This window comes from Pseudoalteromonas sp. NEC-BIFX-2020_015 (assembly GCF_012952265.1).
In the GTDB taxonomy this organism is placed as follows: domain Bacteria; phylum Pseudomonadota; class Gammaproteobacteria; order Enterobacterales; family Alteromonadaceae; genus Pseudoalteromonas; species Pseudoalteromonas neustonica.
On sequence record NZ_JABCJL010000025.1, the window covers coordinates 24,000 to 38,960 of the forward strand.

A 14,961-nucleotide genomic window follows, 5' to 3' on the forward strand; every position below is an offset into this window, starting at 1 on the left:
AACCACCTCAAGATATGAACGTCGTTGGGCGATTCACAGGCACTTACTCTCTGCGGGATTACTTTTTAAAAGAGATTACTTTTAAAAAGGGACTACCATTATTGTAAAGTAGCGCCTTGATATTAAGACCCTGTGAAACGCTGAAGCCTGTATATTGAGGTAGTTTGGTATAAACTCCCACACCTAAGAGAAAGGCCTCGTAAGAGGCCTTTTATATTTATAGTGCTTTGATATTATCTCCGCTTTTCTTATCTATTAATTTGATAAATGGGTCTACTCCGGCATATTTAGGCAACTCAGTTACTTTTAATATAAGGGTGTTTTCACCCGTTTTAATCTCATGTTTTTGCATATAGATAACAGTATCTGTGTCATGTATCTCATTAGGATCTGCGCTAAATAAAGCAACATCTATCATTTGTATAAGCGGGACATCCACTTCATTACCTTCACCATCGGCATGTTTCTTCGCTGCAGAAATGGTCAATGTAATGGTGTGCTCCTCACCAGCTGATTCAGCCTCTTGTACATCAACATCACTGATTTTTAAATCATATAACGTAATGGAATTAAACTGATCTTCAATAAATGCTTGCTCTTGCTCACTCGTTCCTCGCTTTAGATAGGCAATAAAGTCTAACGTGGTTGGGTAACGTTCTTGCGCATATTGGTAATCTTGTAAAAATGCTCGCAAAGCGGCATTTACGCGCTGCTCACCTAACAAATCATGTATGGCCATCATTACCACGGCACCTTTATTATAGTGGATATATTGCTGCCCTGCGGCGCGTGCAAGTGTACGTTCCTCATAAGGTTCTGTCGTGCGCCCAAATAAGTAGCGATCAAGTTCGTACTTTAAGAATTTACGTAGGTTGTTTTCACCATACTTTTCTTTCATCACCATGATCGCTGCATATTGCGATAGCATTTCAGATAAAATATTAGAACCCTCAACGTTCGCGCCTATCACCTGATGTGCCCACCACTGGTGCGCCAATTCATGCGATGTTACATAGTAAGGAAAATTAATATTATCTGGATCACGCGTATCGGTAATAAACCCCATATTTTCAGAATACGGCACTGTATTAGCAAAACTCTGTGCAAAACTACGATAGCGAGGAAACTCAATAATACGCATTTGCTTATGCTGATAGGGGCCAAACTCTTTGGAAAAATAATCTAAAGAATCTTTGGTAGATTGAATCATCGTATCTACATTCCAAGCATGATCTTTATGATGGTACACCTCTATATTTACACCATTATGTAGCTCTTTTTTGACCTCAAGCTCCATCGATAGCAAATTATAGAAATGCAACATAGGTGCATCCATTTCATATACAAAAGTTGTGCGACCGTCTTTAGTACTTTGTGATTGCAAGTAACCTGGCACCATCGCAACTTGCGACTCATCGGTGGTAATTGTTGCTGCAAAACTTACATAATTATCCGCAAACAAAGGCTGATTATGATACTGCGTTTCTTCAATTTTATTGCCACGCTTTAATTCTGGTAAACCTCTTTGACGACGCTCATTTTTATCTTGTATTTGCTTACCAAAGGAATAACCAAAACTTGGGAACAAAGCCGTGTTATCAATGAATGTACCGTTATACACAAGTCGTTCATCACTGCCTCTATCTACAAACCCTTTAGTATAACGCTCTACGCTCATCACAATTTCACGGCTTTCGTTTGGTTGCATTGGCTGTGCAAAATCCAACCAAGCATGACGGTAAAGTTCGTTCAACTCGCCTAGTTGCCCGCCCTCAACTTCAACACTCCAGTTATGAGTATGATCAGGCTTATTTACCAATAATCGCGTAATAGGTTGTTGCGATTTATTCTCTACCTGCATTACCACGGTTGCTGTAATACGGCGCTCTTGAGGATAGATATTTGCAGTAACAACAACATCAGTTGGAATAGGCACGGCTGCATCAACAAATTGACCAAACTCACGCTCATATTGCTCTTGCAAGTCTTCATACTGATCACTGGTTATAAATGGGTTAAGCACCGTTGTGTTGTAGTAAATATAGCTACCCGTACCAACAAAAATAAGTGTTCCACATACCATAACCACTTTACCCGAGTTGCCAAGCTGATAGCCTAATAACTTAACCCGCGCTTTTAAATCTTGCCCAGCCCCACGCGGCCAAAGTGCATAGCTAAGTGCGGCAATGATCATACTAAAACCTAACCAGTACAAATTGTACCAATGTACAGCAGTTAAAAAATGGCCATAACCATTGATATCTGAATAAGGCGCATCTGGCGTGCTACCAATAGCAAACATGTTATGCTCAAAACCATAGTTACTCATCACCAAAGTAGCGATGAAGTAAAGCACATACAAACCCATACCTACGTATTTATTAGGGCTAATTACCTGTAATAAAAAAGCAAAGCCACCTTGGAAAACAAGCACAAGTACAAATAAATAACCGAGCCTTATTACATACTGTGCAATATCAAAGTTCGCCATGCCCATGATCATTTGATAAAACAATGTCACCACAGAACCAAATGCGCATAACAATAATAAAACTGCACTCAACGCTACATATTTAGAGCCCCAGAACACCCAATTCGCAACGGGGTAAGCGTCAACAATTTCGGCCATTCGTGATTCACGATCATGCCATACAAGTTCACCACAATAATAAACGAGTACAATCATCATCAATATGCCAAAGCTACCTTGAATAAGCTCAACCATTCTAAAGGTGACAGGCCAAACATCCGTTCCGTATGCACCCATTGAACCTACTAACGCAGGAATTAATGTCGCTAAAGATAAAATAAGTAAAATACCAAACGAATAGCTTTTTATAACTTGTTTGACTTCAAAAACAGTTCGCGTTGAAAACTGTGACCATGCATTACTTCCCGTCGCCTTTGCCTTTATATTAAAACTAAGAGCGGCTGCAGAATTGGTATTATTATCTTTATTAGCTTTGCCTTTCACTTTTTGCTTTTGCACTAAGTGATGGGATGTATTGAGCGCTGCAGTTACTAATGCCACCAAGGCAATACCGACCCAAATTAACCTATTGTGTAATAGCTGATCAGTTAATGTAATTTCCATCACATTGCGCTGTGCTATTGTCCAATATTCCATTTGCATTCTCATTGCAGACATACCAAACATATCTAAATAAGCTGAGATTTCGCGATATTGAATATCAGAGAAGATATTCGATCCAACCAAATAACTAATAAGTAAGGCAACGGCGACTAGATAGAGCGTCACCATGCTGCGAAAGCGCATTGCTACAGCATTGATTAATGAAGAGATAACAAATAAAGAAGGAACAGCAATATAAAAGAAAGGCACTAAATAATAGCTTAGTTTATTTTCACCAACCATTTCACTATCTAACCAGCCCATTAAGCTACCAAAACCGCTGCCAACCCACACACCCAACATAGTAGTTGAAAACACTAATAGCGTGACCAAATAAGCCCCGATAAATCGACCCGCTCTATACTGAGCGATATTTAATGGCTTACTCAAAACTAGTTCATTGAGTTTACTCACGTCATCACGAATAGCGGAGCTACCGACAAAGTTGACCACTAAAAAAATAGCAAACACCGACATAATCGCAATAACTTGCAAAATTGCGTAAGGAGAATTTATATTTACATTGCTGCTTCCACCTATTTGCACCGAGTCAGACACCGACGCCATAAAAGTAAGGAAAAACAAAATAAGTGACGTAATATAGAATGAGGGCTGACGCATAAAATAGCGCAGCTCAAATCGCATCATGTTAAACAACATAATCAGTATCCTTATGCCGCTTTATTGCGATGTTTGTGCAATGTTGAAAAATAGACGTCTTCTAAATCAGCTGGTTTTGACTCAAAACCTTGCGGGGCGTCGTCAGCAAATACACTAAGTAATGTTTTTCCTGCAAACAAACGTTTCGCGATCACAGGTAATGACTGTTCGAGTTCGACAGCTTCAGCTTGGCTCATCGCCTTGTGCCATATTTTGCCCTGTAGCGTATTAGTCAGCTCAATTGGATTACCTTCTAGTAAAATTTGTCCACTTGCTAACACAGCCATATTCGGGCAAAGCTCAGATACATCTTCAACTATGTGCGTTGATAAGATCACTACTTTACTTTCACCTAAACCAACCAATAAATTATGAAAACGATTGCGCTCTTCAGGATCAAGTCCTGCCGTTGGTTCATCAACAATCAATAAATCAGGATCGCCTAATAAAGCTTGTGCAATACCAAAACGCTGACGCATCCCCCCAGAAAAACCACTCACCGCATTTTTTCTGTGGTCATATAAATTAGTTTGCGCTAACAACCCTTCAACGGCCTCTTTACGTTCAGCTTTGTTGTTTAAGCCTTTTAAAATAGCCATATGATCAAGTAAGTCATAAGCACTAACACGCTGATAAACACCAAAGTCTTGTGGTAAATAACCTAAACGCTCACGCAAGTTTTTAGGCTGTGCTAAAACATCAACCCCATCAAACTCTATGCTGCCGCTGTCTGCTGATTGTAATGTTGCAATTGTACGCATAAGTGAAGATTTACCAGCCCCATTTGGACCCAGTAAACCAAACATCCCTTTAGGTATTGTTAAATTAACACCTTGCAAGGCATGTACACCATTGTCATAGGTTTTAGATAGTTCCGATATTTTAAGCATTTATATGTCCTTTACTTTTTTAATTATTGCAATGTTTATAACACTGAATAGAATTAGGGACAATTAACATTAAAGTTTCATTTGCAAACAAGTGTAAACATTGAAACACTCTTGAAACATTTTGCAAATAAACAACAATAAAGGATCATTATGAAAGATCATGCAAGCATCCCCCTAACCGACTTTACCGAATACCCACATGATCAAATGCTAGAGCGCGCTACCGAATTTTTAGCCACCAGCCAGCGCCGTCATAGTATTCGTAGCTTTAGCGATCGCCCTGTGCCTAAAGAAATTATCGAAACCTGTATCAAGGCAGCAGGCACGGCGCCAAGTGGTGCAAACCACCAGCCTTGGCATTTTGTTGCTATTCACTCAAGTGATATAAAAAAACAAATTCGTGAAGCAGCTGAAAAACTAGAACGTTCATTCTATGAAGGCCGTGCTGGCGAGGAATGGCTAGATGCACTAAAACCACTGGGTACTGACGCAAGTAAACCTTATTTAGAGCATGCGCCTTGGCTTATTGCGGTATTTAGCCAAAAGAAAGGCGGCTTAAGTACTGATGATAAAAACACGAACTACTATGTACATGAATCTGTAGGACTGGCAACCGGCTTTTTAATTCAAGCACTACACAGGGCAGGCCTTGCAACGCTAACTCATACCCCTAAGCCAATGAGCTTTTTAACCGATATTTGTGGCCGAGATAAAGACAACGAACGCCCCTATATGCTGCTTATTGCTGGTTACCCAAGTGAAGATGCCACCGTGCCGAACCACGCACTTGTGAAAAAATCACTCAATGAAATAGCCACGTTTATTTAGGGTTATTATCGGTTACGCAAAACCATTGATACAACAACCCAATGATCGACTCAACTTTAGGGTCGATCAAATAATAATAAATAGTATGGCCATCACGACGTGTTGCTACTAAATTTGCTTTTCTTAAACTCGCTAAATGCTGAGACAATGCAGATTGTGCCAATGGTACACGTTCATTTAACTGCCCTACACTTAACTCACCTTGTAACAAGCTGCATAAAACCATTAGACGATTCTTGTTCGCCATTAATTTTAAAAACTGCTCGGCTTGTTCAGCATTGCTTGCTAGCTGCTCAATATTCATTTTAATAACCGCTAATAAAATATGTTTTAAGTATAGACTTTTACATTAGTAAGTTCTAATATAATTTAACATTAGGAAATACTAATATTAAATACAGAGGTCATAATGAAAATAAGTGATGGGATCTTACTACTTGCAGGATCAATGGTGACAATTTCTGTGCTTTTGAGCTACTTTGTAGATAGTCGGTTTATGTTGTTAACACTATTGATAGGCGTAAACCTGATCCAAACAGCGTTTACTAAGTGGTGCCCACTTATAAATTTTTTTCGCAAACGAGGATTTACAGACTAATGCTTACTTCAATTCCAGATCTAATGAAAATAATCACTCCAAATCAACGCCGTATTGATGCAGAGCAAGCCAAGCTAGAACTGGCAGATAATCACGGCTTATTAATTGACGTACGTGAACCTGCTGAACATGCGACAAAAGCAGCCATCGGTGCAATTAATATCCCCCGTGGTTTACTTGAAATGAAATTAATGGAAATTGAAAAAGACCCAGCACGGCCAATTTATTTACACTGTGCCAGCGGCGCGCGCGCAACCCTAAGTGCAGAAGCGCTAACACGAGTTGGCTACAAAAATGTTACTGTGATCACCTGTAACGCAGAGCAAATTTGCCAAGTGTTTTAATTGTTATTTAAGTTGGGTTGAGTACAACGAAACCCAACTCTATGACCGTTGATTTTTTCACGTCATCTTTTAAAGCTAAAAATAGTTCTTGAGAAAATCAATGAATAAGCGAATTTTTTTTGGTGTAAACTTCATACTCTGATAATAAAGATAAGTTTCAAACGGCTTACTTTTTACTTCAGGTAAAACATTGGCTAGCCTTGAGTAAGCTAATTCTTGTTGTAATATTTCTTGTGGAATATAAGCAATGCCAAGACCATTAACGGCAGAAGAGATAATAATCTCTGTATTATCTGCGGTAATATAAGGGTTTATATCTACAAAAGACCTATCTTCAAACTGCCATTGGTATGCAGGTTTTCCCACACCATAAGTTATACATTGATGCTTTTTCAAATCAGCTACTTGCGTTATTTTTGGATGCTTATCTAAGTAAGTCTTGGAAGCAAAAAGTGAATTATGATAAGTAAAAAGTGGGATACCGATGTAGCTCATCGAGTTGAATTCATCTAATTTTCTACAAATTGTAATATCAGCACTTTGATGAGGTAATTGCTCGTAGTTTGTATGTAATAGTTCGAGTTTAATATCGGGATATAAGGCTTGAAATTCATGCAAAATAGGCACTAGCAAACGGCTACATAGTGGCTGAGGTGAGCTTATTTGTAGTGTTCCTTTTGGATTACTATTTAAACTGACAACCTCCTCAATAGATGCATTCCAATCTTTACTTATGCCAGATATTCGCTCATAGAATACCTCCCCGACTTCTGTTAACTCAACATGTCGAGTCGTGCGTTTTAATAATTGCAAGCCTAACTCACTTTCTAAGTAAGAAAGCTTTTTGCTGACAACAGGAGGAGTTATACAAAGAAACTCAGCAGCACCGACCATAGAACCTCGCTCCACGATCGCCTTAAAAATCATTGCAGAATCAAACACTTTCATATTCTTTCCATTTTGGAAATTATCTATATATATTTTAATGCATTATATTCAAATGGTAAATGGGATAGGGTTTTAAGAGGTATTTATAGGACAGCACTGGCCTATAAATAAAATACTCACTTCTATAAAAAGGATTAATAATGAAAAACAAGGGCTTACTGGCGTTATGTCTGTATATTACGCCGCTTTATACTAACGCTGCCCAAACCCACCACCAAGGTTTTGTTAAAGGACAAGCCGTTACTGGATTTAATCGGTATTTAAGTGAGCCATTATGGAATTTGGGGCAACCTTTTGATACTGCTGGCTTTAATTTTTTATTTGAACACACCCCTAATACTCATGAACCTGCTCCCCTAACCTATACGACATCATGGAAAACATTAGTAGCAACTGGCGTTGATAACAACTACTTATCTACCTTAAGTATTTCAATTAATGATGTTAACTACGAACATATTAATTTACCTCTTAGAGAAGTGTTTTATAGCATAGGAAGTGAGTATGGGCGAAAGCCTTTGGAGTCAATTTTTATAGCTGATATTGATGAAATAAGTAAAGCTGCTTATCACTCACCTATCACGCTTGAACTATGGCTTTCAGCAAAAGGAAATGCGAAATACAAATGTAATGCAAATAATCAAGCTCGCATCTCATTTCAGCTAAATGGTCTAATACCCAACGGAGTATATACAGCCTGGGGTGTATTTAGCCAAGATAATAGCGGTAATGGCGTAGCAGATGGTTTAGCTGCAATACCGTTAGGTGGTTTACCTAATGTCGTTGTTGCAAATAATAAAGGCAAAGCAACATTCAAGCGATCTTTAAATTTTTGCCCAAGCCGTAACGAACAACTGCTCGTTGTTGAATTTGATTACCATTCTGATGGAAATGTATACGGTGGTATTCCTGATAATCCTCGAGAAGGTTTTCCAAGTGGAATAGTTACACACTCACACCTTGCATTCCCTTTTAATGTTCAGGCTATAGAATAATGAATTACCAAAATGCTCAATTAAGCTACATGCAAAATGTACATATTTCTGATACAAACTTATGCGAAGACGCTTGGAAAATAAGCCTTTATGCCCCATTACAAAAACAGCTATCGAAAAGCCTAGCGTCTCAACCGTGCAAAAATAGTTTTGTGTACATTGGTTGCGGCCCATTAGCCCCAATAATTGAAAAGGGAACTCCTTGCTTTTCTGAAATAGAAAAATATAACCGGATTATATTACTAGATATATCTGAAACATATTTACTTCAGGCAAAAAAAAGACTAAGTAAATTATTTCCTGATAAAGACATTTCCTTTCATACGTATGATATTACGAATGGTCTAAGCGAGGTTTTTTATAATCTAATCACTTCGCTTTTTAATGGCAATTCTTCTACATTTTTGGACCGAGTTGAATACCTCAATAGCAATTTTGAAGAAATAATTAATCGATTGTCTCCAGATATTAACTTCCCCCCTATCGTCGGGGCTAGTTACATATATAGTGAGCTCGTAGCCACATACACAGGAATACCTGCTTTATTTGATTGTGAATCAGAGCTCAGCAAAAACACAGAAAACGTTGAGCTATTATTGGCTCATATTTTTCCATTATGGCAAATTTATAACGAACGCATATTCTCATACCATTTATCCGATTTAGGGAGAATGCTCGCAGCTAAAGGTAAGATATCAGTGGCAACGGACGTAGAAAAAATTTATTGCCAAAATAACTGTGACGATATTGCAAGCTTTCGCAAGGTAGACTACCCAATTACATCTTCTATAGAAGGAGTATCAATCAAGTCTTTTGATCAAGAAATTATGTGGGATGACTCAGGACAACATAAATACAATCAGTCCGTGCACCTTAATACACTTGCACATGTACATCGCGTTGGATTCTATTCCTATGAAAAAGCTTAGCCCAGAAAAATCATTAGCCTGCTTTTTGGCATTTATTCAAAAAAATGACTTTAGTAATGGCTTTTTACCTTCTTATGTACCTGGCGTAACATTACCCACATCGCTATCGCTATACATGCTATACACACGATCATTACCAGACTATTTTTCTGTTGGAGGTAATGGGGTCAGAACGTCATTTGATAAAGTGTTCGAAACGTATGATAGCTCACTAGATGGTGTAATTGATAAACTTACATACGAACAAGAATGTGAGTTTTACACTATTTTATCGATTCTGATTCAGTCATATCGATGGGATCGCTGCCCACCTTCGGCTGATGAATATAAAAAAGAGAAAATGACCTTTCCTTCAGGTTTATATCAGCCGTGGCAGAGTTTAAGCCATAAATTATCGATGCCCTTATCAAATACATACTACTGCGTAATTGCTTCTAATTGGACGTTAAAGAATAAAAAGCCTGGTGAGAGCTACCTTCCCGAAGATATAAATTCTCACAACCTTCAATTACTTTATCCCTGGTTAAAAAGCCCCTACAAGGAACAGCTTGCACATTTTCTTTTATCGTTTGTTGAGTTGGAGCGCTTTGGTGGAGGAATTTTAAAATGCATTACAAAAGCATTTCAAGCAATAGAAAATAACGAACCATCCCGATTAAAGAACGTACTGCTTAATTTAGATGCTTTAATTAATGAACTCAATAAATCTTTTGGCCAGCGAATCAGAACAAAAAATATTTTGATTAAAGATTGGAAGGAAGTGATTCATATTCCATTTGGTTGGGGGCTTATTGTCAACGGTCAAAAATTAGAAGGAGCAAGTGGAATGCAAGTTGGCACACTGGCAATGCTTAACTCTTTTTTTGGGATCCCTTCTGAATCTACTATAGGTAAAGCAACATTTAATAGCAGAATGTATTTACTCCCCAAACAAAGGAAGCTATTGACGCTACTCGATAACTGCTGTGTTTTATATCCTTTCATAAATCAATGCAAAGATGTTGAGCTAATCGATCTCTATAATAAAAACATTGAATCATTAACTCGCTGGCGTGTTAGCCATCAAAAACGAGGTCGAAAATACTTAGCGCATCCTACTAATGGCGCCCCACAAATGGCCACCGGACTTACTTTGCCTGATGCTGATAGTCACATTGACGACGTGTTTTACGATGATATGCAAGACAGAATTATAGAAACAAAAGAGGTAATGATCAAAGTATGAACAAGATAAATAAATGTCAGTGGTCTTTAAAAACAGCCCTTGAAGAGGCTTATCATGATGAAGAATGGGGCGTACCTATTTATAGTGATAACAAATTGTTTGAACTACTCTCACTTGAATTGTGTCAATCTGGTTTAAGCTGGCACACAATCCTTAGTAAGCGTAGTGGTTATTTAATTGCGTTTAATCAATTTGATATTGAACAAGTCGCCTCTTTTAACGACGATAAAATTGAAGCGTTAGTAGTCGATGCAAGAATTGTTCGTCACCGCGCTAAAATTTCCGCAATTATTAACAATGCAAAATGTATCCTAACCATTCAAAAGGAGTATAACAGCCTCTCTAATTATCTTTGGCGCTTTGTTGGCAATAAACCCATTGTAGGTAATTGGGCATCTGAAGAAGACATACCTGCATCAACTGAGTTATCCACTCACATAAGTAAGGAACTAAAAAAGAAAGGCTTTAAGTTTTTGGGAACAACAACAATATATGCCTTTATGCAATCTGTTGGTTTAGTTAATGATCACACGATTGATTGCTTTCGTTTTAATCAGTGCTAATAGCTTAAAGGAAAATTTAATGAATAACGTATGTTTTGAAGTTGTAAAATGGAAAAGTAAGCCTGGAATTTCAGATGGTGAGATGGTTACTGCTATCAATGATCTCGCTGTAGATTTGAAATTTTGTAAGGGCTTTTTACAGCAAACATTATATAAAGATAGTAACAACGAATGGGTTGATATTTATTACTGGGAAGATGAAGCATCTGCCCATGCATCAAATGATATAATGGCTGAAAAAAAGTCGTTCTCAGCTTTAATGTCACTTATAGATCCAGCCTCGGTATCTCTCGATGTTCTATCCGCTTTGCAATCATCAGGCAAAGTCACAATAGGAAAATAAACTACACGTATGAGTCACTTTGGTTAAATTAGTATTGCGCGTAAATTAGCGCAATACTGTATTTGCAAGTACTGAAAAAAGTAGTGAGTAGCGAACTATTAGCAACTAAGCCTTTAAGAAATTGAGCGTTGCATGATCAAAATTAGCTAAGTTTGGAAATATATCAACCAGTTCAGAGCTTGGCACACCAAACCATTGCGCTAGCGTAGCAAAGTATTGCTCATTAGCTACACTAGGAATTAAACGACCACTCCCCGTGTCTTGCGGACCATCTAAATGCTGAGTTAATAGCTCACCATATATATCGCCACCTTGAACTGCTCCGCCCATGACGATTTGATTGCCTGCCCAACCATGATCTGTGCCATCACCATTAGAGGTGAGCGTACGGCCAAAATCAGACATTGTAAAAGCGGTTACTTTATCAGCCATACCCAGCTCTTTCATTGCACTATCAAATTCATTTAACCCTTGGGCTAAAGTGCTTAATAATGCAGGGTGTGTATTAAGCTGGTCATCATGCGTATCAAATCCCCCCATAGAGACAAAAAACACTTGACGCTGAGTGCTTAACTTAGCTTGAACACTGATAGTTTTAGCCACCGCAGCTAACTGCTCTGACAAACTCGTATCACTAAATGAGGTAATGAGTGCTGGTGAGGTTTCAAGTGCAGTATTCATTGCGTGTGTATTGTTAATTGCCGACTTGAAACTATGTGCATAAGCACCACTAAGTGGGTGCTGTGTATTGCCCATTATTCGATTCATAATATTGGTCACATGATCCACACGCGGCTGATAACCAACAGATGCATTTATTTTACTAATACCACTTTTATTAAGTGAAAATGCCTTTGTTTCATTACCCGTTTGCCAAAGGTTCGTACCATTAATCGATATATTTGCGGCGAACTGTTCTTGTTGTTCAAGACGCTCTAATAACCGTGCACCCCAACCACTATTTAGTGACTGTTTTTCACGGCCATACATCCATGATGCTTGTTGATCATTATGCGAAAACAAATGCTTAGGCAGTGCTACGGTCTTATTTTTATAGTCGTCTAAGCGAGTAGGCGCAAGCAATGTTCCAAGCCCACCCACAAAGGCTAAATTAGAGGAATCAAATACACTTTTAATCGCAGTCAGTGATGGGTGCATTCCAACACCACCAGCAAACTCAGTCGCCGTATTTAACGCAATAGGAGAGGCAACAGCAAGATTCTGCCGGCTTTGCTCATATAAACTTCGCTGATCGCCTTCTAATGGCACCAGCATGTTGAGTGAATCATTGCCGCCATATAAAAATATACATACTAAAGCTTTATAATCCCCCAATTCAACAGCGTTTGCCGCCCCAGTTAATGCTTGCAGTTGCAAGCTAGTTAGTGCAGCTGCCGACACACTCCCTTTTAAACATAACGACAAAAATTGCCTTCTATTAATGCTCATTATGTTCTCCTAATACTGCAAATTAAATTCAGGTGAAATAGCTATCGTATAAAGCAAATATGATATCCGCTCTCGATGCTGCTCATCTTTAAAATAGGCGTCTAAATCACGTAAAGCTTGGCGAGTATTAACACTCATTGAGCCCGCAAAATATAAAACGTTGTACTGATCAAGTAAGGCCTCGAGACCCTCATTTTGTAAGTAGTTAATGTCATTAATAATATAGAGATATATCGCGCTTGGATTTAAATCATCACGTCCTTCAGCAACTCGCCACACTAAATCAGCAAACTGCTCATTCATAGTAGCAATCAAATTAGCATCACCAGCTATTTGTAATTCTGGGGCGACAAGCTGTTCATCACGCAGTTGAGCTGGTTGATAGTCCGGTCTAAAAAAATTAAATACTGATGGTGATTGCATTGGGCCTTGCCCATAGCTATTTAATAGATTCCATGTTTTGTAATACCCCGCTACAGATTTAGCATCAAGGTTACGCCAAAACTGCACCGTTTTTAACAAAGGCTCTTTTAGCTTACCCTGATAATGTAAGACACTACCAAAATGACGCGCTTCATCATCTAAATAAATCGCTTTAATGACCGCTGCTAAGTCGCCGCGTCCCCCCTGACCGTTGTCGTTAAACACATTCGCGACTCGCTCAATATATTGCGCTGTTGGATTTGAGGTGATCAAACGCTGTATAAGCTGCTTACTAATAAATGGCGCAACATTGGCGTGGTTAAATAAATTATCGAGCGCGATTTGTAACGACTCTTGTGGCCTATAACCTGCGGGGATAACCTGATTATTTAACAGTACTTTTTGTTTGCTTGAATGGTATTCAGTAAAAGCCTGCATTGGTTTGATGTAATTACGACTTTTACGTTTAAACGTTTCACTATCAGCAAATGTCCAGCCGGTAAATACACGGGCAAACCCTTCAATTTGAGGCTGTCCGTAGGTGGCAATGGTATTGCCTTGGGTATCACGCTTTACGCTACCATCTTGGTTGAGTTCTTCAAGGCCAATCGTAAATAGCTGCATAACTTCTCGCGCATAGTTTTCATCCGGGCGAATATTAAACTCATCGTTTGCTTTTTCATTACCCAAATGACTCAAGTAAGTGCCCATAATAGGTGAGAGGGTTACATCTTCAAGTAATTCTCTGTAATTACCAAAGGCATGCTTTAGTAACAAGTCATAGTAAGTGATCATACCTTCGGGTTGCGAGCGTAAACTGCTATTTGCATCCGACACGACTAAGATTTCACTTAATGCAAATGCGACACGCTGGCGAAGCTGATCATCACTTTGCAACACCGCTTTCCACCAAGCATCTATGCGATCAATATACCTAAACTCATTTTCATCTTGGCTTTTTACTAAATAGCTACGATGATAACCAATGGGTAACGCTATTTGCTGCTCTAGCCATTGCTGTTCACTCATACCTTGCGCTTGACGTATTTCGCTTAACTTAACCCCCATGCTGCCTTGCTGCAATAAACGTGCAGCTGCAAATTCATCTATGCTGTTACGGGCGCTAAAGTTAACAGTTTTAACTGTGCTTGCACCGTCATTGTCGGTTGCCGTTACACTAAACGCATATTCCTGCGCCGCATAGCTCACAGCAGCTGGTAATTTTATTGTTACGACGGCTTCATTTACCGGTTCAGCAAGTATTCCATACCCCGCAGTTTGCTCCCAAATCACACTGACAATCGTGCCATCCTCATCACTTGCTGTTGCTTTTAATTCAATAGTTTGGTTTTTAGTTATATCACTTGCAATATTGGCAATAGATAAGGTGGGGGGAGTATTGTTATTAACAATTGGCGTCTCATCTGAGCCTGAACCACCGCAGGCGCTAAGTAATAAAACAGAACTTGTTACTAAGAAAAACTTATAACACATGGTAAATCGCCATCTTATTTAATAAAGGTACGCTAGTGCATAACAATTTCGATGTATTTATTGAAACACAAAATTTACAATTAAACCCTTTGTTTTTTGTAACCGAACCCATTAAATCCATAAAAAAGGATCGATAAAA

The 14,961-nt window shown here is 38.7% G+C and carries 14 protein-coding genes; 8 read left to right on the forward strand and 6 right to left on the reverse strand.

Translation table 11 applies throughout. The features are described from left to right. Window positions 1-217 precede the first annotated feature (217 nt). Both HH219_RS16670 and HH219_RS16675 read right to left on the reverse strand, forming a co-directional pair. Window positions 218-3,793 carry a M1 family aminopeptidase gene (locus HH219_RS16670; RefSeq protein WP_169328099.1) on the reverse strand — a complete coding sequence of 1,192 codons (3,576 nt, stop codon included), beginning with the start codon at window positions 3,791-3,793 and terminating at the stop codon, window positions 218-220. A gap of 11 nt (window positions 3,794-3,804) precedes the next feature. Beyond that, a complete protein-coding gene (locus HH219_RS16675; protein WP_169328100.1) occupies window positions 3,805-4,683 on the reverse strand; it encodes an ABC transporter ATP-binding protein in 879 nt (292 codons plus the stop codon). 150 nt (window positions 4,684-4,833) lie between these two features. On the opposite strand from HH219_RS16675, the gene HH219_RS16680 reads away from it, so the two are divergent. Continuing rightward, window positions 4,834-5,511 (forward strand): nitroreductase family protein, encoded by a 678-nt coding sequence (locus HH219_RS16680; RefSeq protein ID WP_169328101.1) that lies wholly within the window; start codon window positions 4,834-4,836, stop codon window positions 5,509-5,511. Here HH219_RS16680 and HH219_RS16685 read toward each other — a convergent pair. Further along, window positions 5,504-5,815, reverse strand: a complete 312-nt coding sequence (locus tag HH219_RS16685) for a metalloregulator ArsR/SmtB family transcription factor (protein ID WP_169328102.1) — start codon at window positions 5,813-5,815, stop codon at window positions 5,504-5,506. The genes HH219_RS16680 and HH219_RS16685 overlap by 8 nt on opposite strands. Before the next feature lie 105 nt (window positions 5,816-5,920). On the opposite strand from HH219_RS16685, the gene HH219_RS16690 reads away from it, so the two are divergent. Together HH219_RS16690 and HH219_RS16695 are read left to right on the forward strand one after the other, a co-directional pair. Further along, window positions 5,921-6,109, forward strand: coding sequence for a DUF2892 domain-containing protein (locus HH219_RS16690; protein WP_082355714.1), 189 nt, complete (start codon window positions 5,921-5,923; stop codon window positions 6,107-6,109). Then, complete coding sequence (locus HH219_RS16695; RefSeq protein WP_169328103.1) at window positions 6,109-6,453, forward strand: rhodanese-like domain-containing protein; 345 nt, start codon at window positions 6,109-6,111, stop codon at window positions 6,451-6,453. Before HH219_RS16690 ends, HH219_RS16695 begins: the two co-directional genes overlap by 1 nt. A gap of 75 nt (window positions 6,454-6,528) precedes the next feature. Here HH219_RS16695 and HH219_RS16700 read toward each other — a convergent pair whose 3' ends face one another. Next, entirely contained in the window at window positions 6,529-7,401 is an 873-nt protein-coding gene (locus tag HH219_RS16700; protein WP_169328104.1) for a LysR family transcriptional regulator, read from the reverse strand. A 140-nt stretch (window positions 7,402-7,541) separates the two neighbouring features. Between HH219_RS16700 and HH219_RS16705 the strand changes: the two genes are divergently transcribed. From HH219_RS16705 to HH219_RS16725, 5 genes are read left to right on the forward strand one after another with little or no spacing between them, the layout of a single operon-like run. After that, the gene (locus HH219_RS16705) at window positions 7,542-8,396 is read left to right on the forward strand and encodes a hypothetical protein (RefSeq protein WP_169328105.1); all 855 of its coding nucleotides are present in this window, start codon (window positions 7,542-7,544) and stop codon (window positions 8,394-8,396) included. Further along, complete coding sequence (locus tag HH219_RS16710; protein WP_169328106.1) at window positions 8,396-9,325, forward strand: hypothetical protein; 930 nt, start codon at window positions 8,396-8,398, stop codon at window positions 9,323-9,325. The genes HH219_RS16705 and HH219_RS16710 overlap by 1 nt, the downstream gene beginning before the upstream one ends. Continuing rightward, window positions 9,312-10,550, forward strand: coding sequence for a hypothetical protein (locus tag HH219_RS16715; RefSeq protein WP_169328107.1), 1,239 nt, complete (start codon window positions 9,312-9,314; stop codon window positions 10,548-10,550). The genes HH219_RS16710 and HH219_RS16715 overlap by 14 nt, the downstream gene beginning before the upstream one ends. Further along, window positions 10,547-11,113 (forward strand): DNA-3-methyladenine glycosylase I, encoded by a 567-nt coding sequence (locus tag HH219_RS16720; RefSeq protein WP_169328108.1) that lies wholly within the window; start codon window positions 10,547-10,549, stop codon window positions 11,111-11,113. The genes HH219_RS16715 and HH219_RS16720 overlap by 4 nt, the downstream gene beginning before the upstream one ends. A 19-nt stretch (window positions 11,114-11,132) precedes the next feature. Continuing rightward, the gene (locus HH219_RS16725; RefSeq protein ID WP_169328109.1) at window positions 11,133-11,456 is read left to right on the forward strand and encodes a hypothetical protein; all 324 of its coding nucleotides are present in this window, start codon (window positions 11,133-11,135) and stop codon (window positions 11,454-11,456) included. A 105-nt stretch (window positions 11,457-11,561) separates the two neighbouring features. Here HH219_RS16725 and HH219_RS16730 read toward each other — a convergent pair whose 3' ends face one another. Next, complete coding sequence (locus HH219_RS16730) at window positions 11,562-12,905, reverse strand: DUF1501 domain-containing protein (RefSeq protein ID WP_169328110.1); 1,344 nt, start codon at window positions 12,903-12,905, stop codon at window positions 11,562-11,564. A 9-nt stretch (window positions 12,906-12,914) separates the two neighbouring features. After that, window positions 12,915-14,822, reverse strand: a complete 1,908-nt coding sequence (locus HH219_RS16735) for a DUF1800 domain-containing protein (protein ID WP_169328111.1) — start codon at window positions 14,820-14,822, stop codon at window positions 12,915-12,917. Window positions 14,823-14,961 lie beyond the last annotated feature (139 nt).